The organism is Vibrio sp. E150_018, from assembly GCF_053544035.1.
The window spans coordinates 14,503-37,672 of sequence record NZ_JBHGNY010000017.1 but is presented as its reverse complement, the minus strand read 5'-3'; the positions used below and the strand labels follow the sequence as shown (position 1 = coordinate 37,672).

17 protein-coding genes and 1 tRNA gene are annotated in these 23,170 nt (G+C 39.7%); 10 read left to right on the top strand and 8 right to left on the bottom strand.

From position 1 onward, the window contains the following. The first annotated feature begins 70 nt into the window (after positions 1–70). A complete protein-coding gene (locus ACE3G9_RS14185; RefSeq protein WP_449219504.1) occupies positions 71–1,252 on the top strand; it encodes a mechanosensitive ion channel family protein in 1,182 nt (393 codons plus the stop codon). 73 nt (positions 1,253–1,325) lie between these two features. On the opposite strand, the gene sppA is transcribed toward ACE3G9_RS14185, so the two are convergent. Next, positions 1,326–3,185, bottom strand: a complete 1,860-nt coding sequence (gene sppA, locus ACE3G9_RS14180; protein ID WP_449219486.1) for a signal peptide peptidase SppA — start codon at positions 3,183–3,185, stop codon at positions 1,326–1,328. Positions 3,186–3,473: 288 nt separating this feature from the next. Here sppA and ACE3G9_RS14175 point away from each other — a divergent pair, with 288 nt between their 5' ends. The 5 genes from ACE3G9_RS14175 to ACE3G9_RS14155 all read left to right on the top strand — a co-directional run bounded on the left by ACE3G9_RS14175 (position 3,474) and on the right by ACE3G9_RS14155 (position 10,939). After that, positions 3,474–5,477, top strand: a complete 2,004-nt coding sequence (locus ACE3G9_RS14175) for an FAD-dependent oxidoreductase (RefSeq protein ID WP_449219485.1) — start codon at positions 3,474–3,476, stop codon at positions 5,475–5,477. A 235-nt stretch (positions 5,478–5,712) separates the two neighbouring features. After that, the gene (locus ACE3G9_RS14170; RefSeq protein WP_417878665.1) at positions 5,713–6,261 is read left to right on the top strand and encodes an NAD(P)H nitroreductase; all 549 of its coding nucleotides are present in this window, start codon (positions 5,713–5,715) and stop codon (positions 6,259–6,261) included. A gap of 100 nt (positions 6,262–6,361) precedes the next feature. Then, positions 6,362–8,329: a DNA topoisomerase III gene (locus ACE3G9_RS14165; RefSeq protein ID WP_449219503.1), complete on the top strand. Its 1,968-nt coding sequence runs from the start codon at positions 6,362–6,364 to the stop codon at positions 8,327–8,329. A gap of 70 nt (positions 8,330–8,399) precedes the next feature. Beyond that, on the top strand, positions 8,400–9,380 hold the full coding sequence (locus tag ACE3G9_RS14160) for a glycosyl transferase family protein (protein WP_449219484.1): 981 nt from the start codon (positions 8,400–8,402) through the stop codon (positions 9,378–9,380). Positions 9,381–9,487: 107 nt separating this feature from the next. Then, positions 9,488–10,939 (top strand): MDR family MFS transporter, encoded by a 1,452-nt coding sequence (locus tag ACE3G9_RS14155; protein WP_449219483.1) that lies wholly within the window; start codon positions 9,488–9,490, stop codon positions 10,937–10,939. Positions 10,940–11,079: 140 nt separating this feature from the next. Here the strand turns inward: ACE3G9_RS14155 and ACE3G9_RS14150 are convergent. From ACE3G9_RS14150 to ACE3G9_RS14140, 3 genes are all read right to left on the bottom strand, one after another. Next, positions 11,080–11,170: transfer RNA gene (locus tag ACE3G9_RS14150), tRNA-Ser, on the bottom strand. 146 nt (positions 11,171–11,316) lie between these two features. After that, positions 11,317–13,134, bottom strand: a complete 1,818-nt coding sequence (locus ACE3G9_RS14145) for a DUF3413 domain-containing protein (RefSeq protein ID WP_449219482.1) — start codon at positions 13,132–13,134, stop codon at positions 11,317–11,319. Between the two features lie 40 nt (positions 13,135–13,174). Continuing rightward, positions 13,175–13,390 carry a YejL family protein gene (locus tag ACE3G9_RS14140; protein WP_027697369.1) on the bottom strand — a complete coding sequence of 72 codons (216 nt, stop codon included), beginning with the start codon at positions 13,388–13,390 and terminating at the stop codon, positions 13,175–13,177. Positions 13,391–13,561: 171 nt separating this feature from the next. On the opposite strand from ACE3G9_RS14140, the gene yejK reads away from it, so the two are divergent. After that, entirely contained in the window at positions 13,562–14,563 is a 1,002-nt protein-coding gene (gene yejK / locus ACE3G9_RS14135) for a nucleoid-associated protein YejK (protein ID WP_449219481.1), read from the top strand. Positions 14,564–14,729: 166 nt separating this feature from the next. Further along, positions 14,730–15,845 (top strand): aspartate-semialdehyde dehydrogenase, encoded by a 1,116-nt coding sequence (gene asd / locus ACE3G9_RS14130; protein ID WP_449219480.1) that lies wholly within the window; start codon positions 14,730–14,732, stop codon positions 15,843–15,845. A 129-nt stretch (positions 15,846–15,974) separates the two neighbouring features. Here asd and ACE3G9_RS14125 read toward each other — a convergent pair whose 3' ends face one another. Beyond that, positions 15,975–16,832, bottom strand: coding sequence for an ion transporter (locus ACE3G9_RS14125; RefSeq protein WP_449219479.1), 858 nt, complete (start codon positions 16,830–16,832; stop codon positions 15,975–15,977). Between the two features lie 19 nt (positions 16,833–16,851). Continuing rightward, positions 16,852–17,493: a YchE family NAAT transporter gene (locus ACE3G9_RS14120; RefSeq protein WP_449219478.1), complete on the bottom strand. Its 642-nt coding sequence runs from the start codon at positions 17,491–17,493 to the stop codon at positions 16,852–16,854. A gap of 521 nt (positions 17,494–18,014) precedes the next feature. Between ACE3G9_RS14120 and adhE the strand changes: the two genes are divergently transcribed. After that, entirely contained in the window at positions 18,015–20,684 is a 2,670-nt protein-coding gene (gene adhE, locus ACE3G9_RS14115; protein WP_417878673.1) for a bifunctional acetaldehyde-CoA/alcohol dehydrogenase, read from the top strand. Between the two features lie 102 nt (positions 20,685–20,786). Here the strand turns inward: adhE and ACE3G9_RS14110 are convergent, their stop codons facing one another. Then, positions 20,787–21,455, bottom strand: a complete 669-nt coding sequence (locus ACE3G9_RS14110) for an SDR family oxidoreductase (RefSeq protein WP_417878674.1) — start codon at positions 21,453–21,455, stop codon at positions 20,787–20,789. Between the two features lie 326 nt (positions 21,456–21,781). Next, positions 21,782–22,366, bottom strand: coding sequence for a superoxide dismutase [Fe] (gene sodB, locus ACE3G9_RS14105; RefSeq protein WP_417878675.1), 585 nt, complete (start codon positions 22,364–22,366; stop codon positions 21,782–21,784). A 418-nt stretch (positions 22,367–22,784) separates the two neighbouring features. Between sodB and ACE3G9_RS14100 the strand changes: the two genes are divergently transcribed. Next, the gene (locus ACE3G9_RS14100) at positions 22,785–23,120 is read left to right on the top strand and encodes a Grx4 family monothiol glutaredoxin (RefSeq protein WP_417878676.1); all 336 of its coding nucleotides are present in this window, start codon (positions 22,785–22,787) and stop codon (positions 23,118–23,120) included. Positions 23,121–23,170 lie beyond the last annotated feature (50 nt).

The window sequence follows — 23,170 nt, the reverse complement described above, 5'->3', positions numbered from 1 at the left end:
TTTTGTGTTTGATTATATTAATGACTGGTTTGTTAATAAAGGTTTTTATGAATTAAAATCTCTAGGTTTTATTGAAATATCTATTGTTATTGCAATCTGTTCTATAATGATTCATCTTTTTTTTCATCGTGGTATTTTAAGTTGGTTGAAGTTATTGTCTATAAGATCTGAATCTACTTGGATTTGTTCTTTTTTAAATGGAAAGTTATTTGGCCGTATAGTGTTTCTTATTCAAGGTGTTGTTATTGGTATTCAGTTTGATTTATGGTTAACACATCATGGTGCTTTATATGAGGTTTTATTATCTATAGTTAGATTATGGGTTGTCTTATTTTCTATGCTATCTATGTTTTCATTTTTAGATATTGTAGATAAGTTAATTGTAAATACTCAAGTTGGAAAAAACATACCAACCAGAGGTATAATACAAAGTATTAAAATTATAGTTTTTATTGTTTCAGCATTGTTTTTTTCTTCTATTGTATTTGGTAAGTCGCCACTTATTTTACTAAGTGGTTTAGGAGCTATGACAGCAGTATTGATGTTAGTATTTAAAGACCCTATTTTAGGTTTGGTTGCTGGGGTGCAATTATCTGCAAATAAAATGCTAAATGTAGGAGATTGGCTTGAAATGCCAAAGTATGGTGCAGATGGGGATGTTATTGATATTAGCTTAACTACGGTAAAGGTTCAGAATTGGGATAAAACTATTACCACGATTCCAACTTATGCATTGATTTCTGATTCATTTAAAAACTGGAAAGGAATGACTGATGCCGGAGGCAGAAGAATTAAACGTAGCTTTTATATCGATTCTACAAGTGTACATTTTATCAATGATTCAGAAATTAATGAATTTAAACAGATAAAATTATTGGAAAACTATCTACAATTTAAAATAGAAGAGATATCAAATTATAATAATAGCTCTGATTTTAATAATGTAAATATTCTAAATTTTAGAAACCTAACTAATATTGGTTGTTTTCGAGTATATTTGGAACGTTATCTTTCTGAACATAAAGAAATTAGACAAGATATGACATTGATGGTACGTCAATTACCGCCTACACATTATGGTATATCCATTGAAATTTATTGTTTTACCAATACTACAGCATGGTTAGAATACGAACGCATACAATCAGATATTTTTGATCATATATATGCTATTTTACCATCATTTTATTTAAGTATTTCTCAAGCACCTATTGGCAAAGATTTTCATTCTTGTATTTCTAATAGTAAATGATTAGCTCGTGAAAGTTAGAAATCATGTTCAACAATGTTTTTATTTTGAGCATGATTTCTATTTTATCTAAATATTATAACGAGTTACAATTAAGACAAAAAGCATAATAACCTTTAGGATCGTTTAAGCTATTTAGCAGATCAGCACTTTGCGCCATTTGCGCTGCCGCTGGTTTGAGTGAATCTGGCAGCCATTTGTTTAATGGGGTACCGATTGATGCATCCACTGAGCTAAACAGATCTTGCAATATTTGCTGTGTTGGCGTTAGTGGCTTATCTACCCACTTTAATTCATAGCTATCAATTTTCGCCAGTTTTGCCGCTTCATTGATCGCATCATCGAAATCACCAAGTTGGTCCACTAAACCATTTTTCATTGCATCTTGACCTGTCCATACTCGACCTTGAGCAATTTTATCGACATCGGCAATTTTAATACCGCGGTTCTTACCGACGAGTGAAATAAAGCGATGATAACCATGCTCAATTCCCATTTGCATGGCTTCAGAAGCGCCTTTCGATAGACCATTGGTTAGGCCAACACCAGAGAATGGACTCGTGCCGATACCATCTGTATTAACGCCAAGTTTACTTAAGCCTTTTTCAAAGGTAGTGATAATGCCAAAAATACCAATGGAACCGGTAAGGGTAGTCGGCTGGGCAATGATTTTATCTGCGCTCATTGAGATCCAGTAACCGCCAGAAGCGGCAAGACTGGACATAGAAACCACCACTGGTTTACCCGCTTGCTTTAACGCTTCTATTTCATTACGAATAATCTCAGAGGCAAAGGCACTACCACCTGGGCTGTCTACACGTAATACAACCGCTTTAATATTATCGTCTAGGCGAGCTTGTCGTAATAGGTGCGCCATGGAATCTCCACCAACACTGCCTTCAGGTTGGTCGCCATCTAGAATGGTGCCACTTGCGACCACGACTGCAACTTTATCTGCAGTTGTGACGATAGGCTGTGTAACTTTCTCTTTATAGCGATAATAACTAATACCGTTATAGCCATTTTTCTCTGTGCCACCGAATTTAGAACGCATAAATCTCATGGCTTGTTGGCGAGTCATCAATTGATCGACTAAGCCGACTTGTTTCGACAGTTTCGCTAAATCACCATCAACACTTTTCATCTTCGCCAAAAACTCATCCATGCTTGGAGTGATGGTTTTAGCATCGATTTTTCTATTGTGAGAAACATCATCAATATAAGCACCCCATAATTGGGTCAACCATGCGGTTGCTGATTCTTTGGCTGCCGGAGACATATCATTACGAATGAAAGGTTCTACCGCCGATTTGTAAGTTCCTACGCGGAAAACATGAGTGGTAACATCCAGTTTTTCTAATAGATCTTTATAATAAAGCGTATAAGCGCCATAGCCTTTAAGCAGAACCGCACCGTCTGGAGAAAGGAACACTTTATCGGCATAGCTTGCTAGGTAATATTGGCTTTGATTGTAAAAATCACCATAAGCATAAATAGGCTTACCAGTTGCTTTGAATTCACCAATTGCTTTAGCGATATACCTAAGCTTGGTGAGATTGGTTTCTGGCATTTGTTTTAGGTTCAACACTAAACCAGACACAGAATGGTCCGCAGCGGCAAAGCGAATGGTCGAAACGATATCGTAGAGTACATTCTCTTTTGGTAAATCTTTATCAAATAAAGTGTCCGATAATGAATCAAAAGGGTTAACGTAAGAACGTTGTTCGACAATCGGCCCTTCTAAATTGAGTACCAATGCTTCTTTTTTAGGCGTGTCTGCTTGCTCTGAAGTTGGATCTTGTTGTGGGAAAAAAGAGAAGTAGGCAAGAATCAAAACACCAATAAATAAAAGGTTGAGTAAGGCAACACGTAGGAAGGAGATAAACTTCCATAAGCCTTTAAAGAGCGCGGCAATAAAGCAAAATAGTTTCTTCATATTTCTGTCCGGTTAAACATGATCAATAACTTATCGGAGCAATGTACCATAAGCTGAACTAAGAGTGTTGTCTCATCATTTGTTAAACACAAGATTCATCTAAAATTTTTCTGAACATCTTCCGTTTTTTCGTAACCACATCTTAAAGTTACTTGAGGGAGACTTTAAAAAATAAGATGTGGAAAATTGAGCTAGGTTGCAAAAATGTAAACAGATGTTTGAATGCTAGTGTTAGAAGCTATACCGTGGTCGGACCATATAATAATAAATAGACTCATAGGTGAGATCATGTACCCACATTTATTAGCGCCACTCGACCTTGGATTTACTCAATTACGCAATCGTGTGTTAATGGGCTCAATGCATACAGGATTAGAAGAAGAGCGTGGTGAGCTAAAAAAACTTGCGGCCTTTTATGAGGAACGTGCAAAAGGTGGTGTGGGTTTAATTGTAACAGGTGGATTCTCGCCAAATTTAAGAGGGCGATTGGCACCATTTAGTGCTCAATTAAGTACGTCTTCTCATGCTAAAAAACACCGTGTTGTTACCGAAGCGGTTCATAAGCATGGCGGTAAAATCGCGCTACAAATTCTCCATGCTGGCCGTTATGCAATGCACCCATTCTCACAAAGTGCTACCGCTACTCGTGCGCCAATCTCCAAATTTACTCCGAGTAAAATGAGTGCCAGACAAATTCGCAATACCATTGATGACTTTTCCAATACGGCCTATTTGGCGCAAACCGCTGGCTATGATGGCGTCGAAATCATGGGGTCTGAGGGCTATTTGATCAATCAGTTCATTTGCCAGAGAACAAACCAACGAGGTGATGAATGGGGCGGCAGTTATCAAAACCGTATTCGTTTCGCTTTGGAAATTGTGAAATCTATTCGAGAAAAAATCGGTAGTGAATTCATTATCATCTTTCGGTTATCCATGCTGGATTTAGTTGAACAAGGCAGTACGTTTGATGAAGTCATAGAGCTTGCTAAGGCATTAGAACAAGCGGGCGTTACTTTAATTAATACCGGCATTGGCTGGCATGAAGCTCGTATACCAACCATTGCAACTCAGGTACCTCGTGCAGCATTTAGTTGGGTGACTGAAAAAGTTAAACCGCATTTATCGATTCCAGTGATCACTTGTAATCGTATTAATACCCCAGAAGTAGCAGAGAATATTTTATCTCAAGGACATGCTGATATGGTGTCGATGGCACGTCCTTTCTTAGCCGATCCAGACTTTGTGAATAAAGCTGCTGAGCAAAAATCCAAGCTGATTAATACCTGTATCGGTTGTAACCAAGCTTGTCTTGATAATATTTTCAAAGGAAAGACGGCGAGCTGTCTAGTTAACCCAAGAGCTTGCCATGAAACTGAAATGCCAATTATATCGACCGCAACCAAAAAGCGTGTCGCGGTTATTGGTGCAGGGCCTGCCGGTTTAGCATGTGCAACGATTGCTGCAGAACGTGGTCATCAAGTGGATTTATTTGAGAAAAATGATCGAATTGGTGGGCAGTTCCGTTTGGCGATGCAAATTCCCGGTAAAGAAGAGTTCCGTGAAACGATTCGCTATTTTGCCAACCGAATAGAAGAAACCGGAGTGAACTTAAAGCTCGATACAGAAGTTAATTTTGATGATATTTCAGACTACGATGAAGTGGTTATAGCTTCTGGCGTGAAACCAAGAGTGCTGGATTTAGAAGGGATGAAAGATAATCAAAAAGTTATCGATTACCAAACTTTGATCCGTGAAAAAACGGCACTAGGCGATAAGGTGGCGATTATTGGTGCTGGTGGTATTGGCGTGGATGTCGCGAGTATGATCACTGAGCCAGAGCAACATAGTATTAGCGATTGGTTGGATGATTGGGGGATTGATCAGAATCTCAAAATGGCAGGTGGTTTAATGCCATTACCAGAAAGCTTTAGTGATAAAAAAGTGTGGTTAATGCAACGTCGTCAAGGTCGTGTTGGCAAGGGGCCAGGGAAAACCACAGGTTGGATCCACCGTGCTACGTTGCAGAAACGCGGTGTTAACTTGATGGGGGGCGTTGCCTATCAAAAAGTCAGCGAACAGGGCTTGCACATTACGCTAAATGAAAAAGAAACCTTACTTGATGCAGATAATATTATTGTGTGCGCAGGACAAGTTTCGGTACGTCCATTTGAAGAAAAGTGGCAATCACTCAATGGTAAATTACATGTCATTGGTGGTGCAGACGTTGCCGGTGAATTAGATGCGGTACGTGCAATTCGTCAAGGGACGAAGGTTGCGATGTCATTATGACTTATCCCCTTCGTAATTGAAGTTACAGTTTTGTTGACGGCGTTCATTCGCCCCAATCACATAGACGAGCTATGCTCATGGGGTCTCATTCACTTGTCGCCTCACTGTAAGTCCAATTACTTTGGGTATGGTTATTCTGGCTACATGAATTGTTGAAATTGTAATGAGAATCATAGCCAAGTCATGACGATTTGATTATGATTCTCATTCTTTATATCAAGCCGTAGGGATAGTTATGCAAGCATTGGATTTATTATTAGAGCGCCGTTCAATTGCTAATCTCGTAGAACCTGCACCGGAAGGGAAAGCGTTAGAAAACATTATTAAAGCAGGGCTGAGAGCGCCGGATCATGGCAACCTGACACCTTGGCGTTTTGTGATTGCTCAAGGTGAAGGTTTACGTAAATTAGCCGATATTCTGGTTCATGCTGCTGAAGTGAATCAAAGCTCTGATGCGGTGATTGAAAAATTAAAGAAAGCACCATTTCGTGCCCCTATGGTGATCACTGTGATCGCGAAAGTGAAAGAGCATGAAAAAGTGCCAGCGTTAGAACAATATTTATCGGCAGGTTGCGCCGCACAAGCAATGCAAATGGCTGCAATTGCACAAGGCTTTCAAGGGTTTTGGCGCTCGGGCGAATGGATGTTCCACCAAGAAGTTCATCAAGCATTTGGTTTAGAAGGTGAGGATCAAATCGTTGGTTTTTTATACTTAGGTACGCCAGGTTGCTCTGCGATGAAAGTGCCAGAGCGCAACATTGGTGATTATGTTTCATACCTATAAACGCACCGTACGTTAAATACTGTATAAATTAACAGTTTTGGGTTGATTTTTAAGGGCGACATTCGATAATGTGGCCCTTTGTTTTTGGTGATACGGAAAAATTGTGCGTTTATTTATTGCGGAAAAACCAAGTCTAGGGCGAGCGATAGCCTCAGCGTTACCTAAACCTCATAAAAATGAGCAAGGTTATATTCGCTGCGGCAATGGTGATCTTGTCACTTGGTGTATTGGTCACCTGCTCGAACAAGTTGAGCCGGATGCTTACGATGACCGTTATAAAAAATGGAACCTTGCCGATTTACCGATAATTCCTGAACAGTGGCAGCTGCGTCCTCGTGCAGCGGCTAAAAAACAACTCTCGGTTATCAAACAACTCTTTAAGCAAAAGCCTGATTTAGTCAATGCGGGCGATCCGGATCGAGAAGGGCAATTACTGGTGGATGAAGTCATCGACTACCTCAAAGCCAGCAAAGCACAAAAACAAACCGCGCAACGCCTATTAGTTAATGATTTAAACTTGCCCGCGGTAAAACGCGCACTAACTCAAATGCGTTCTAACCAAGAATTCATTCCACTTTCCATTTCGGCTTTGGCTCGCTCTCGTGCTGATTGGCTATATGGCATGAATATGTCCCGCGCTTATACCTTACTTGGGCAAAAAGCTGGCTATCAAGGTGTATTATCGGTTGGTCGAGTACAAACGCCAGTCTTGGGTTTAGTGGTACGTCGAGATGAAGAAATAGAGAACTTTATTCCACGAGATTACTTCTCTCTACATGCTTTAATTCCATATCAAAATGGAGCAGATTCATTTGATATTCGCGCTAAGTGGAAGCCAAGTGAAGCGATTAAACCTTGGCAAGATGAAGAGGGTAGAGTGCTTAATCGTAAGTTGGTCGAAAATGTTGCTGAACGAATAAGAGATCAGCCAGCAACCGTCAAGAACTCTGAGCAAAAACAAACCAAACAAGCGCCACCTTTGCCTTATTCATTATCCGCATTGCAAATTGATGCCGCTCGTCGCTTTCAAATGAGTGCACAAGATGTATTGAATGTGTGTCAGTCTTTATATGAAAAGCACAAACTGATCACCTATCCACGTTCCGATAGCCGATACTTACCGAAAGAGCATTTTACCCAAGCTCCAGCGGTAACAAGTGCGATTAGTCAAAATGATAAGCAGTTGGTAAGTGCCGTCGATAATGCGGACTTAACCCTTAAATCTAAAGCATGGAATGACAGTAAAGTGGATGCTCACCACGCGATTATTCCGACGCCGAAAAAGATGTCGAGCAATGGCTTATCTGGGCATGAAGCGAAAATCTACCAGTTAATCGCAAGGCAATATTTAATGCAGTTTTATCTTGCCGCTGTCTACGCTGAATCAAAATTAGAGTTTGATATTGCTGGTGGTTTATTTATCGCAAAAGGTCGAGTGCTCGTCTCCGCTGGGTGGAAAAGCTTACTGCCTGCGGGGAAAGTGCTTCAAGTTGAAGAAGATGAGGCCGATCCAGTGCCTGCATTACAACAAGGTGAAATACTCACTTGTCGTGAAGGTGAGATAAAGGATCATAAAACCGAGCCGCCTCGTCATTTTACTGAATCAACATTATTACAAGCAATGACTGGGATAGCACGTTTTGTCGCCGATAAAAACTTAAAGAAAATACTGCGTGAAACGGATGGCCTAGGAACGGAAGCCACACGAGCTGGCATATTAGATACCTTATTTAAAAGGCAGTTGTTAGTACGTCAAGGACGAAATATTCTAAGTAGTGAAGCGGGTAGAGGGTTAGTTCATGCTTTGCCAATTGAATCGACTTATCCTGATATGACTGCCCATTGGGAGCACCAACTACAAGCGATGGCTGAAAAACAGCAACCTTATGTGCCTTTTATGCAAAATTTAGAGCAGCAGATCAGCACGATTATCAATAAAGTTCAAAACTCTGGCGTGCCATCTTCATTGCGAGATTTACCACAAGTCGAGCGGAAACCATTCAAAAAGCGTAGTTTTAGAAAATCCCCCACAAAGAAAGCGGCCGTGAAAAAGCCAAGCGGGAAGTAAAGCGTTCTGATATAACTATTGTTAATAATGATTGGTATTAAATGATTGAGCATAAGTAACAAGGATGGATATGAGTATTATTTTAGAATGCATTCGCACAGTTGGACGTGGAGAGCGCGGTCGAAAACCACTTTCAGAGCAACAAGCTTTTGATGTAATGGAGGCATATTTAGCCAGTAAGGAAACTGGCGATGATTCGGTAGGTGATGATCAAATGGCAATGCTATTGATGTTGATCCGTGTGCAGAATGAAACTAATGAAGAAATTGCTGGTTTTGTGAAAGCATTTCAATCACGCATGCCATCGTTAGACGCTGATATTGACTGGCCTTGTTATGCTGGTAAACGTAAAAACGAAGAAGGCACAGGCTTACCTTGGCATGGTTTAGCTGCAAAAATATTGTCGCTTAACGGTTATAAAGTATTACTACATGGTTACAAAGATGATGCAAGCGGCCGTGTGCATATTCAAGATTACTTATCTCAATTAGGCATTTCTCAGGCTGATGACCTTGAGCAAGCTCAATTCTTCCTACAACAAAATAATATTACCTATCTTTCATTAGATACCTTTGCACCGATTGCTAAATCCATGATGAGTTGGAAAAACCGTTATGGTTTACGTACACCAATTAATACCGTCGTTCGTGCGTTAAATCCGGGGGCTGCTCGTATTGGTGTAAGAGGAAGTTTTCATCCAGGCTTTCAACAATTGCATGCTGAAATCGATCAGAAAATTGATCGTAAAAGTTTATCGGTAGTCTCTTATAAAGGCCAAAATGGTGAATCTGAATATAACCCTAAGGTTAGTCAAACTGTATGGGTTAGTGATGAAAAGGGCGTGAGTGAACATTATTGGTCTGCTAATGTGAACAATGACTTACCGCTATTACAGAATAACCCGTTTGATGTGTCAGATAACAATATGCACCAACTAATGAGCAATGCTGTAGTGACTAGTATGGCAGCCGCGTTATTTGCAGAAAACAAAGACTATGCATCATCTTATGTGACTGCTTGCCGATTCTGGCAGTCATATTGTGAAAATTAACTGTTTGTTGTAAAGGTTTATCAGTTTATTCGGCATCGGCAATTAATTATCGAACAATCGTTGAATGCCTATTCAAACTTTAATGCAAAAGATCCTATTCAATACTTATGCCTAATCTTAATGCTGCAACTCAATTTTCGACTCAAGAAGTCAATAAAAAAGATTTCATTCGAATTTTTACTATCGTGTTTTTACCTATGTTTTTGGCCGCGATAGATCAAACTTTACTTGCCGCTGCAACTCCAGCCATCGCTCGTGATCTTGGTGGTATTCAAACCGCCTCTTGGATCGCGATAGGTTATCTATTAGCTGGTGCTTCCTCAGTACCTATTCATGGTTGGTTAGGCGATTTATATGGTCGACGCAATGTCCTTATTGCTGCCTTAATCATCTTTTCTATTGGTTCTGTTGTAGCGGCATTAGCGCCATCAATGGGAATACTCATTACTGGACGGGTGATCCAAGGTATAGGCGGTGGTGGTTTGATGAGCTTATCGCAAGCCTTAATTGGTGAATTAGTTCCCCCACGGCAACGGGCTAAATTCCAAGGCTATTTTGCTTCCATGTTTGCACTGGCAAGTGTGTCAGGTCCTGTAGTCGGTGGATTGGTGGTCAATTATCTCACTTGGCATTGGCTCTTTTGGGCAAACTTACCGATTGTGATATTTGCTATCTATAAATTATTGGCTTTAGAGTCACCAAAGTTAGTTAAATCAACACGTAAAGTCGATTGGTGGGGTTTATTACTGTTTCCAACCACAACAACTATTATCATTTACTGGTTATCCTCAGGAGGTCATGAGTTTGCTTGGCAGTCAGTGACCAGTATTCAGTTATTAATTTCAATGGCAATTCTGTCTGTAGTATTTACCTTCCAACAATCTAGAACGCAAGATTCATTTTTACCATTGGCCTTATTAGCTCGTAGAGAAATTCATATTCCATTATTGTCATCATTCTTATTCGCGGCGTGTATGTTCGCTTTAGTTTTCTTTTTGCCAATTTATTTACAATTAGGATTAGGGGCGAATGCGGCTATGTCAGGGCTATTATTATTGCCATTAACAGCTGGTATTATCACAGGTTCCTACATTACAGGCAAAACCATCGCAAAAACTGGTGTTCCAAAGTGGATGCCAGTTATTGGGATGTCGATAACCACGTGTGGATTCTTATTGTTAGGTTTTTTAGAGCCCTCAAAATATATGACAGGCATATTTGGATTAATTTGTGGTTTAGGTCTAGGGACAGTGATGCCATCGACACAAGTGTTGATTCAAACAGTAGGTGGAAAGCCAAACTTAGGGCGTGTTACCGCAATGGCAAGTTTATGTCGCTCATTAGGCGCATCAGTGGGGACCGCTTTATTTGGTACATTAATTTACTCGTTAATCCCAGGCTTTACGGCAGATAGCACTATTACCGATTTAATGGCAGGCCCAAAAGATATTATTATTGAAGCGTTCCAAACGGGCTATTTAGTCGCTGCTGTAATTGCATTTATTACAGCAATGAATGCTGCAAGAGCACCGAAAATCCATTTAGATGATTATTCGTAAGTGGGTTAACTGTCTAAGAGGTAAACAGCAGATGTTAAAAAGCCTGACTCCGGTAGAATACCGAAACCAGGCCTTAGAAGCCGCATAACAGAAATGTCCAACTTTAAGGGGTCACTTCAAAGTAGCGGGCTTTCTTAATGTGGCGGAGGGATAGGGATTTGAACCCTAGAAGAGCTATTAACCCTTGCCGGTTTTCAAGACCGGTGCTTTCGACCACTCAGCCATCTCTCCGAATTGCGATAAATAATATATACAGCTTAAATTTTTGTAAACCCTTAATTTTAATTATTTGTCTGGTTTTTAAGCAAATAAGCAGGGTTAAAATTTAAATATAAAAAAGGAAGCCGAAGCTCCCTTAATTTGTGTTGTTTTAGTGATTAGTCACTTTGACGATAGAAGCGTTTTAGCTCTGAAAGTCCTTGTAATACGATGGAAAGTTTAGGTTTTGCATTGTTATTACGTTGGTAGTTTTTATCGTATACCTTGTAGTTACCAAACTCATCAACCACCGTAGTTGTCTCATTAGTGATTAAAGCAATATTATCTCTATCACCAGCTAGGATCCATGGACGAGATGAGGCATTAAATAAATTTTTGCCACTACCGTAGTCATACGGATTAGAGGATGACTGGAAAAGATCTTGCATTATAGTCGCGGAGAAATCTAAGTGGCTGGTTTTATGTTGATACAGTTCAGGAGCTTTACCCGGCCAATGAATCACCATAGGTACTTGTAACTGGTAACGGCTAAAGTTGCTGTTTGAGCCCCAGCTATTGTTTTTGGTCTCATTAAACTCAGTACCATGATTTGACGTGATTACCACGATGGTATTGTTTAGCAATTTCTTGCTTTCTAACTGAGTGAGAATCTTATTCACTTTCTTGTCAGCAGAAAACGAGGCTGATTTATATTGTGCAATTAACTTTTCAAAAGGAGCTTTTGAGTCAGTTTTAAATCGAGGTAAAACATTTGGAGTATCTTCAAATTGTTCTACTTCTGAAAGCTCAATATAACTGAACCAAGGTTGATTTGGTGATTGGTTTATCCATTGAGTCCATTCTGAAACTGCACTCTGATCTGGGCTGTTCTGGCTTTGCTCATAATTTGCAGTATCAATAGGTGCAAAAATTTCATCATAAAATGCTGTGTCACTAAATCGTTGACTGCCAAATGCCACCATAGAGTAGTCGCGATCATTCATAGTTGAAATGAATAAAGGCGGAGTGTCTTGTGATTTTATGCTAGCAGAATAACTGCTTGGTAAACCATAGAATAATCCAAATACACCATAGGTGTTATTGCTTGCACTGTAATGGTTAATAAAGTTCTGATTGTTTTTCGCAAACTGATATGTCATCGGCATGACTTCTTTTGTCAGCATATCACTGCGTAAGTTATCAACCATGATCATCAAGACATTGTACTTTTTACCACGACCATCAAATTTAAGTGGTTCAAGAGGGTAGTTAACCACTTCACTTGCTTCACCATTTTGCTCTAGGCGTTCAAGATATTCATCTTTATCCAATAAGCCATGCTTTTCCATGAAAGATTTTGCTGTCATTGGATAAGACAATGGGAAGTTGGCTTTTTGGCTAGTAATTGGATTATAGAAAAAGGCATCAGCCCAGATATAAACCAAGTGACTACTTACAAAACATAAGAAGAAAACAATGGTTGCAGGTTTGCCAATACGCTTGCGCGATAATTGACGTTGCTTTTTCCAAATCCACTCTGAAATGGCTATTTGTAGCAGGAAAATAACGGGTACTGCTGCAAAGAGATATTGCCACTCTGCATTGAATGAGGTTTTTTCTTTGCTAAGTAATAATTCCCAGACGACGGGATTTAAATGTAGATGTAGTCGTTCATAAGCTTGAGTATCTAACAAAAGTAAAGTCAAGCAGATGGTTGAAAAACATACACTTAATAAACGTAATAACTTTCGAGAAGGTATAATGAAGGTGAGCGGAAATAAAATAAGAATATAAAGGGCGAACACTAGAAAGCTAAAGTGGCCTACCCAAGATACAATGAGGTAGGCTTGCCCAAGTAAAGTCTCCGGCCAAGGTGATTGAGCGACAAAGCTCGTACCAATTAGCATGGCCAAGATGATATTAAAGAAGGCGAACCAGTGTCCCCAGCTTACCAGTCGAGAGACGCGCTCTCCGTATGAATTTTCGCTATCAACCATTTAAAATATCGTTCTAACTCAATTTGGTTTAAGAATACATTTAATCATCAATTGATGATAAAAGAGCTTGAGAAAATTTATCTGCAATGAGTTTACGTTGAGATTTTGGCACATTTGAGTTCAATATGTTAGTAACCATATTACCCGCAATCATTAAGCTTAAATCAGGATTTGCATCATGCTTTTTTAATACGGCAGCAATTTCTGCCAGAATTTGTTCGATTTTTTGGTCGCTGTACTTAGAGTTAATAGGCATAACGTTTTTAAATAACTTCCTAGATTGAGTTAATGATAGTGCTTAATTGCTCTGTGTTATTACTAATTAACATATTGTTTCAGAGAATTTTTAAGTCACTTGGGTATATAAAGCGGCTTATGATAACCTAGTCTTCCTCACAACTGAAACATCAACTGAAACTAATTTACCATGAGCTTAGATATTTCCAACGTTATACTGCATAAATTGACCAAAAATAATCAAGATGAACTTGTTGTTAGCTTACGTGACTCTGCACTGCCTAGTGATGAAGTGACGGAACAATTGGTTGCAGAATTACACCGTACTTTCAGTGCCAAAGCAGGAAAAGGCTTTGGTATTTATAAAGAAGAAAGTGAATTTCAAACTTGGATGAAGCAATTGCGTCAAGGTGAATTGAATTTTTATGACTTTTCACAACAATCGGCTGAACGATTAAAATCAGAATTATCTAAATATCCTTTTGCAGAAGAAGGTGTGTTGGTTTTGGCTGAATACCAATCTTTAGCGACTGACTACTTATTCATTGCTTTATTGCCATCGAATCAAAGTCTAAAAGTCAATGAGGCGTTGGATATCAGCGGAACCGATTATCTCGACATTAATAAAATGGATATTGCGGTGCGTATTGACTTATCTCGTTATGAAACCGATCCAGATTCTAATCGCTATTTAAGCTACATCAAAGGTCGTGTTGGTCGTAAAGTGGCAGATTTCTTCTTAGATTTCTTACAAGCAGAAGTTGGCTTAGATACTAAAAAGCAAAACCAAGTATTGATGCAAGCGGTTGACGATTATTGTGTTGATGCGCAGCTTAATAAAGAAGAAACCATTGCATGCCGCAAACAGGTGCATGATTTTTGTAACGAACAATTAAAGTCTGGTGATGAAGTTACCATTCAAGAATTATCGGGTGAGTTAAGCGGTGCAGGACATCATGATAATTTTGCTGAGTTTACCCAAAAGCAAGGTTATGAATTAGAAGATAGTTTTCCGGTTGATCGCTCAACTATTCGTAAGCTTGCCAAGTACGTTGGGGCTGGCGGCGGCTTGTCGATTAACTTTGATAGCATGTTATTAGGTGAGAGGGTCTTTTATGATCCGGAAACCGATACATTGACTATCAAAGGGATCCCGCCAAATTTGAAAGATCAATTAATGCGTCATTCATAAGCGTTAGCCTATCCATTGTCTTTGAATATAACCAAGTTACTTAGGTATAGATTCTAAATCGCATTTGAAGATTGACGGCAGCAATGAGATAGTAAAGGAAGAATAATGATTGGTGGTCGGTATTGACCACCTGTTTATAATTTTAATTCATGGAGAGGATGAAAGAATGAGAGTAGGTTTAGTTGGATGGCGTGGCATGGTTGGTTCTGTATTGATGCAGCGCATGGTGGAGGAGAAGGACTTTGACCTCATTGAACCAGTATTTTACAGCACTTCACAAGTGGGTATTCCCGCTCCCAACCTAGGTAAAGATGCAGGTATGCTACAAGATGCCTTCGATCTTGAAAGTCTAAAGCAGCTTGATGCGATCATTACTTGTCAGGGTGGCTCATATACTGAAAAAGTTTACCCAGCACTTCGTCAAGCAGGTTGGAAAGGCTATTGGATTGACGCTGCTTCAACATTGCGTATGAAAGATGATGCCATCATTACTTTAGATCCAGTTAACCTGAAGCAAATTCAACAAGGAATCCATTCTGGTACCAATACATTCGTAGGTGGTAACTGTACGGTTAGTCTTATGCTGATGGGCCTTGGTGGTCTATATGAAAAAGGCATGATTGAATGGATGAGCGCGATGACTTACCAAGCTGCTTCTGGTTCTGGTGCGAAAAATATGCGTGAATTAATTGCCCAAATGGGGGTGATTAATCAGTCTGTGAGCGCTGAAATGGCCGATCCTGCAAGTTCAATTCTCGATATTGACCGTAAAGTAGCGGAAACAATTCGCTCAAGTGACTACCCAACCAGTGAGTTTGGTTCACCATTAGCGGGTTCACTGATCCCTTGGATTGATGTGAAGCGTGATAATGGTCAGAGTAAAGAAGAATGGAAAGGTACGGTAGAAACTAACAAAATTTTAGGTCTTGATGGTACTAACGCGGTTCCAATCGATGGTACTTGTGTTCGAATTGGTGCGATGCGTTGTCACTCACAAGCACTAACGATTAAATTAAAGCAAAATGTGCCAATGGATGAAATTGAAGAGATCATCGCAACTCATAATGATTGGGTCAAAGTGATCCCTAATGATCGTGATATTACGACTCAAGAGCTTTCTCCAGCTAAAGTAACTGGTACACTTTCTGTACCAGTAGGTCGCTTACGTAAGATGGCAATGGGTGACACTTTCCTTAATGCGTTTACGGTTGGTGATCAGCTATTGTGGGGTGCCGCCGAGCCGCTACGTCGTACTTTGCGAATTATTCTAGAAAACCGCTAAGCAGGTTTCTATAAAATAAAGCTTATAGCTAATACTGAAAAGTCCGTATTATTTTTTAATGCGGACTTTTTTATAGGTATACAATATAGCTTTATTAAATGACCACGCTTATCGAATGACAATGTGTTCTTAAGTCGGTTCATCTGATTTCGGAACTGGCACGACACGTTTATCTGGCTCAGCTAATTCACTGCCGCAATGTTTACAATAAAGTGCATCGGTTTCATGACCATCTTTGGTACAGTTTGGACATAATACTAGGGTCCGGTGAGCTTTCATTTCTTGATTGAGTTCGGCGGTAATGATTCCTGTGGGAACCGCCAAAATAGAATAACCTAGTAGCATTGTTAGTGCGGCAATACCTTGTCCTAGCGGCGTCTTCGGAACCACATCTCCATAACCTACCGTCGTAATCGTGATAATGGCCCAGTAAATTCCACGAGGAATGCTAGTAAAGCCATTTTCAGGTCCTTCGATAACATACATGAGTGCGCCAAAAATCGTTACTAATATTGCTACGGCACTAAAAAATATCAAAATCTTACGTTGAGACATTGCCAGCGTACGAACGAGTAAGTTTGAATCTTGTAAAAAGCGTACTAGCTTGAGAATTCTGAAGATTCGCATGACACGTAATAGGCGAATAATTCCGATGAAGCTTGCTGATGGAAAGAAAAAAGCAAGGTAAGTTGGAAGTATTGCGAGCAAATCTATGATGCCATAAAAGCTTTTGGCATAGGCTTTAGGTTTGGGTGAGCAATATAAGCGCAATAGATATTCAATGGTAAATAAGCCAGTAAAAAAATATTCCAGAATATTGAATTCTTGTGGCCATTTTGTGGCAAAGATAGGGACGGAATCTAAAATTAACACTGAGAGTGAACTAATTATTGCCACTATCAGTAATATATCAAAACGTCGCCCTGCTGGAGTGTGCGTGCCAAAAATGATGACATAAAGCTTATGCTTAAACGTCTCTTCGCTCATAAATAGATTCCTTTATTTCTTAGTCCATTAAACCAGGGAAGAGGTTTCGTATGCCATTTGCAATAAATTCGACACCTAAAGCCGCTAATATTAAACCCATAATACGAGTGATAACGTTAATTCCTGTTTGCCCTAAAAATCGAACAATTAATGGTGCAGAACGAAATAATAGCCATGAGCAAAAACAGAAAGCGGCAATGGTCGTAATAATTCCAGCGGTTTCAATCAGAGTGGGGTAGCGAGATCCATAGACAATCGTTGAACTGATTGCACCGGGACCGGCCATAAGAGGCATTGCTAGAGGAACGACACCAATTTGTTCTCGGCTTATGGATTCTGTGAGCTCTTGTTTATTTTGTTTATCTTCACCAAGTTTACCGCTCATCATGGAAAAGGCGATACTCATAAGCAGTAGGCCACCTGCAATACGGAATGAATCAAGAGAAATAGTAAACATATCAAGTAGGAGCTGCCCACAGAGTAACGAGACGACTAATATGGCACCTACAGCAATATTGGCTGTTTTAGCCGTTTTACTTTTTTCTTCTGGAGACATATGGCCAGTCAGTGAAACAAAGATTGGCATGATTCCAATCGGGTTGACGGCGGCAACGAGTCCAAGAAAAAATTGTAAATAGATGGCAAATTCAATGGAAGCCATAGTGTGATCTCAGATAATAAATAAAAGATGAGTATACCTATGAGCACTGGATCTTTCGAGGCTAAATCACTTGGCTATATAGGTAAAGTGGCACTTTAATTGAATTAAGCTAAGTTAATTGTTGGTTAGCTCTAAAGTATTACTTTCTTTGTGAGACTGCGTATACTTGCTGTAGCACAATACTTACGTAGTTGTTTTGTTGATGAGTGACTGAAATAAATTTATGGATATTATGGTTTTTGGATGCGTTTAAAACACTATCTTGGATATTTTTTACTTAATGAAATAATTTAATTTACTTTTAAAACAATGTCTTATTTGATTTTTCTTTGTTGTTCTACTGCTTTGGTGGTATTTAGGCTTCAGGAACTGATCTACATCAATATTTTTAATATTTGAAAGCATATACTCAGTTTTGAAAGCGATTTATTAAGAAGGTTTTCCTTGATGGTTCATAGGTTACTGAGCAAACAAACCGCCTTACTAAATAGTTTTTAATTTTAAATCTTAGGAGATTCATTATGCCTGTAACTAATTTAGCTGAGCTAGACGCACTTGTTGAACGTGTTCAAGCTGCGCAAAAAGAGTTTGCGACTTATTCTCAAGAGCAAGTCGATAAGATCTTTCGCGCGGCATCTCTAGCGGCTAACCAAGCACGTATTCCTTTAGCGCAGCAAGCGGTAGCGGAATCTGGCATGGGTATTATTGAAGATAAGGTTATCAAAAACCACTTCGCTTCAGAGTTTATCTACAACAAATACCGTGATGAAAAAACATGTGGCATCCTTGAAGAAGGGACTGACACGATTACTATCGCTGAACCTGTCGGCATTATCTGCGGTATTGTTCCAACGACCAACCCAACATCAACTGCGATTTTCAAATCTCTTATTTCTTTGAAAACTCGTAACGGTATTATCTTTTCTCCACACCCACGTGCGAAAAACTCAACCAACGATGCTGCAAAACTGGTACTAGAAGCTGCTGTTGCTGCGGGGGCTCCTAAAGACATCATCGGCTGGATTGATCAACCTTCAGTTGAATTATCTAACGCATTGATGAAGCATGATGGTATCAACCTTATCCTTGCAACGGGTGGTCCTGGTATGGTTAAAGCCGCATACTCTTCAGGTAAGCCAGCTATCGGTGTGGGTGCAGGTAATGTACCTGTCGTTATCGATGAAACGGCTGATATCAAGCGTGCTGTTGCTTCTGTTCTTATGTCTAAAACATTCGATAACGGTGTAGTTTGTGCATCAGAGCAAGCGGTAATCGTTATGGATGAAGTATACGAAGAAGTGAAAGAGCGTTTTGCTTCTCACAAAGGTTACGTTTTATCAAAAGCTGAAGCAGATAAAGTGCGTAAAGTTCTGTTAATCAACGGCAACCTAAACGCTGATATCGTAGGTCAACCTGCGGTTAAAATTGCTGAGTTAGCGGGTGTTAAAGTTCCTGCAGATACGAAAGTATTAATCGGTGAAGGTGGCGTTGTAAGCCATGATGACGAGTTTGCTCACGAGAAACTATCTCCAACACTAGGTATGTTCCGCGCATCTTCTTTTGAAAATGCAGTAGAGCAAGCGGTAACTATGGTTGAAATCGGCGGTATCGGTCATACCTCTGGTCTTTATACTAACCAAGATACTAACGCTGATCGTATCAAATACTTCGGCGACAAACTAAAAACAGCTCGTATTCTTGTGAATATCCCAACGACTCACGGTGGTATCGGTGACTTGTACAACTTCAACGTTGCACCATCGTTAACTCTAGGTTGTGGTTCATGGGGGGGTAACTCTATCTCTGAAAACGTAGGTCCTAAACACTTAATCAACAAGAAAACGGTTGCTAAGCGAGCTGAAAATATGTTGTGGCATAAACTTCCAAAATCAATCTACTTCCGTCGTGGCAGTCTACCTGTTGCATTGACTGACCTAGAAGGCAAAAAACGTGCATTCTTAGTCACTGACCGTTTCCTTTTCAACAACGGTTATGCAGATGAAATCGTAAACTTATTGAAATCTCAAGGTATGGAAGTTCAAACTTTCTTCGACGTAGAAGCGGATCCAACGCTATCTGTTGTTGAAAAAGGTGCAGCACAAATGCAAAGCTACCAACCAGATGTAATCATTGCTCTAGGCGGTGGTTCACCGATGGATGCAGCGAAAATCATGTGGGTGATGTACGAGCACCCAGAAACGCACTTTGAAGAACTATCAATGCGCTTCATGGATATCCGTAAACGTATCTACAAATTCCCGAAAATGGGCGAAAAAGCTGAATTAGTATGTGTAACAACAACTTCTGGTACCGGTTCTGAAGTAACACCATTCGCGGTTGTGACTGATGACCGTACTGGCGCGAAATACCCATTAGCGGATTACGAGTTAACACCGAACATGGCTATCGTTGATGCGAACCTTGTTATGAACATGCCTAAGTCTCTAACAGCATTTGGGGGTTATGATGCAATTACTCACGCACTAGAAGCTTACGTTTCAGTTCTTGCTAATGAGTACTCAGATGGCCATGCTCTACAAGCGCTTAAGATGCTAAAAGAGTACCTACCATCTAGCTACCAAAATGGTGCAGCTGACCCAATCGCTCGTGAGAAAGTACATAACGCAGCCACTATCGCGGGTATGTCATTTGCGAACGCATTCTTAGGTGTATGTCACTCAATTGCACACAAAATTGGTGCAGAGTTCCACATCCCACACGGTCTTGCTAATGCATTAATGATTTCTAACGTTATCCGTTTTAACGCTAACGATAACCCAACTAAACAGACTGCGTTCTCTCAATACGACCGTCCAAAAGCACGTCGTCGTTATGCTGAAGTCGCTGACCACCTGGGTCTAAGCCAACAAGGTGACCGCACTGCACAGAAAATTGAGCGTCTATTAACTTGGTTGGATGAAATGAAGAAAGACTTGGATATCCCAATGTCTATTCAAGCGGCTGGTGTTAACGAAGCTGATTTCCTTGCGAAACTCGATAACTTAGCAGTAGATGCGTTTGATGACCAATGTACTGGTGCTAACCCACGTTACCCTCTAATTTCTGAACTTAAAGAAGTTCTGAAAGCAGCGTACTACGGTACTGCTTATATTGAAGGTGAAACGTTCGAAGGCACAACCGTTATCAAAAAAACTGAAGAACCAGTAAAAAAATCAGCTAAGAAAAAATAACCTTAACCTGAAATAATGAAAGCCCTGCTTATTGATGTAAGCAGGGTTTTTTTACGTTTTGAAGTTGTGGAATGATTGACTAAATTGAGCGTTCTAGTTTGATTAATATGAATCTAAAATACGACCATTAAAGTACTCATTTTCCACAATGTACTCCGTGTTTCTGATTAACTCATCATGACTCTTTGCCCAGTCACGATGTTTAGTGTGTCGTTCAGCGCAGCTTGGTAATATTCCTCCCACCCGAATATTAAAGGGCATTAATTCTTTAGCCCAATTCTGAGTAAATTCGGAGATTAAAGAAGAAGGTTGAGAAAGACTGCCTTGCTCTTGACTTGATAGTGATAAGTTAACAATCACCCCACGTTTTTGATTATGCCGCATTTGTCTGGCAGCCAATTTACTGAAGCAAAGCATAGTTGTCGCCAGTTTCGAATACTGACGGCTGTAGTTGTCGATCTGTTCGTCCTTGATGAGAGAGGGGGATGGTAGGCTTGGGTATAGGTTAATTAAGACATCAATACCTTTGTCAAATTGTTGGTTGATAGAAGAAAACAAAGGTTGGACACTTTCAAAGCTTTCATCATCGAGAAGATATTGGAATACATTGGAAGAGTACGGTTGACAATGATGTAAAGCTTGATTTAGCGATGCTTCGTTGTTATCAACGAGAATGACGTTAGCATTTAGAGAAAGAAAGTGTTGAGCTAAATTTTGACCTAAATGAGAGCCTGCTGATGTGATTACCACAACGGAGTTTTGTATGTTCATATAGCACCTCATTGGTATCAAATAAAAAATACCTAATGCCCTTAAACACAAAGCCATGAATGGCGTTACCTATTACCTCCAAGGTGTCTATGGGCCTTAGATAGTAATAATGGTAGTAAAACGTGTAAAGATCCTGTGAATAACATCAAAGAACAGAAATGAAATAATGAAAACTACTAATGTATAAGGGAAAGCGGTGTGAATAAATATTTTTTATTTTCTGTGTATAACCCCACCAAATTATTAAATAAGAAGGCCAGAACATAAAAAAAGACCAGCCGAAGCCAGTCTTTTTAATATCAAATGATTTCTCGACGGAGCGGGAATTATTTGATTAGGTTTTCTTCTACGAAAGACCAGTTAACTAGTGCCCAGAAACCATTCATGTAATCTGGACGAACGTTACGGTAATCGATGTAGTATGCGTGTTCCCACAGATCAACAGTAAGAAGTGGAGTAACGCCTTCTTCTGTTAGTGGAGTTGCTGCATTAGACGTGTTGATGATGTCTAGAGAACCATCTGCTTTTTTCACTAACCAAGTCCAAGAAGAACCGAAGTTGTTGATTGCAGAATCAGTGAATTTTGCTTTGAACTCATCGAATGAGCCAAATTGTTGTTTGATTGCTTCTGCAACAGCACCTGTTGGTTCGCCGCCAGCGTTTGGAGCTAGACAGTGCCAGTAGAAAGTGTGGTTCCAGATTTGTGCTGCGTTGTTAAAGATGCCACCTGTTGAAGTCTTAATGATTTCTTCAAGAGACTTACCTTCAAACTCAGTACCAGGGATTAGGCCATTAAGCTTAACCACGTATGTATTGTGGTGTTTGCCGTGGTGGTAATCTAAAGTTTCTGCTGAGATGTGTGGTTCTAGTGCATCTTTTTCGTAAGGCAGGGCTGGTAATTCAAATGCCATTGCTCAAATCTCCATGTGTTAGAAAGGGAGTTTCTTATGTTCTAAATAGAACAGGTTCCGATTTTTTGTAATCATACTAACTGATGATGCCATTTCCATGACAATGAAACATCAATCGTCTTGTTTAAACAATGAAATGATTAAGTGACAATTGTTAAGCATCAGTTTGAGCCATTAACGACTAAGCTCAGTTTAGCAAGTTTTTACTTTATTAAAAGACTTGGACCTAAAATTTTCTTATGCATCACTTATTTGTACACGAATGGTAAGGTGGTGAATATCCTTAATGGTATAACAATACGGTGCACAAATTCGTCAATTAGAATACCCTTACAAATAATGCCTTTTTATTCTGTTATAGTTACAAGTAGAATGGACTAACAACTTAAAGCGATGCTTAAATCCTAGAGAGGAAGCGATGGAAACTATCGATAAAATTAAACAACAGATTTCTGAAAACACAATTTTGTTATACATGAAAGGTTCACCGAAACTACCAAGCTGTGGTTTCTCTTCTCAAGCTTCACAAGCTTTGATGTCATGCGGTGAGAAGTTTGCTTATGTAGATATTTTACAAAACCCAGACATCCGCGCTGAGTTGCCAAAATACGCTCAATGGCCAACATTTCCACAATTGTGGGTTGAAGGTGAGCTAATTGGTGGTTGTGATATTATCATCGAGATGTTCCAAAAAGGTGAATTGCAAACCTTGATCAAAGAAGCGGCAGCGCGTGCGCCGGCAAGTGAAGAATAAAATTATTTTTTACTGAAAGAAAAAGAGCCAATTGCGGCTCTTTTTTTATA

What these genes read in the sequence shown, in the direction of transcription:
- ACE3G9_RS14175 (WP_449219485.1), top strand. Translation starts at nt 3,474, where the DNA reads ATGTACCCACATTTATTAGCGCCACTCGACCTTGGATTTACTCAATTA.
- ACE3G9_RS14100 (WP_417878676.1), top strand. Translation starts at nt 22,785, where the DNA reads ATGGAAACTATCGATAAAATTAAACAACAGATTTCTGAAAACACAATT.
- ACE3G9_RS14170 (WP_417878665.1), top strand. Translation starts at nt 5,713, where the DNA reads ATGCAAGCATTGGATTTATTATTAGAGCGCCGTTCAATTGCTAATCTC.
- ACE3G9_RS14120 (WP_449219478.1), bottom strand. Translation starts at nt 17,493, where the DNA reads ATGGCTTCCATTGAATTTGCCATCTATTTACAATTTTTTCTTGGACTC.
- adhE (WP_417878673.1), top strand. Translation starts at nt 18,015, where the DNA reads ATGCCTGTAACTAATTTAGCTGAGCTAGACGCACTTGTTGAACGTGTT.
- ACE3G9_RS14110 (WP_417878674.1), bottom strand. Translation starts at nt 21,455, where the DNA reads ATGAACATACAAAACTCCGTTGTGGTAATCACATCAGCAGGCTCTCAT.
- sppA (WP_449219486.1), bottom strand. Translation starts at nt 3,185, where the DNA reads ATGAAGAAACTATTTTGCTTTATTGCCGCGCTCTTTAAAGGCTTATGG.
- sodB (WP_417878675.1), bottom strand. Translation starts at nt 22,366, where the DNA reads ATGGCATTTGAATTACCAGCCCTGCCTTACGAAAAAGATGCACTAGAA.
- ACE3G9_RS14125 (WP_449219479.1), bottom strand. Translation starts at nt 16,832, where the DNA reads ATGAGCGAAGAGACGTTTAAGCATAAGCTTTATGTCATCATTTTTGGC.
- ACE3G9_RS14140 (WP_027697369.1), bottom strand. Translation starts at nt 13,390, where the DNA reads ATGCCTATTAACTCTAAGTACAGCGACCAAAAAATCGAACAAATTCTG.
- ACE3G9_RS14145 (WP_449219482.1), bottom strand. Translation starts at nt 13,134, where the DNA reads ATGGTTGATAGCGAAAATTCATACGGAGAGCGCGTCTCTCGACTGGTA.
- yejK (WP_449219481.1), top strand. Translation starts at nt 13,562, where the DNA reads ATGAGCTTAGATATTTCCAACGTTATACTGCATAAATTGACCAAAAAT.
- asd (WP_449219480.1), top strand. Translation starts at nt 14,730, where the DNA reads ATGAGAGTAGGTTTAGTTGGATGGCGTGGCATGGTTGGTTCTGTATTG.
- ACE3G9_RS14155 (WP_449219483.1), top strand. Translation starts at nt 9,488, where the DNA reads ATGCCTAATCTTAATGCTGCAACTCAATTTTCGACTCAAGAAGTCAAT.
- ACE3G9_RS14160 (WP_449219484.1), top strand. Translation starts at nt 8,400, where the DNA reads ATGAGTATTATTTTAGAATGCATTCGCACAGTTGGACGTGGAGAGCGC.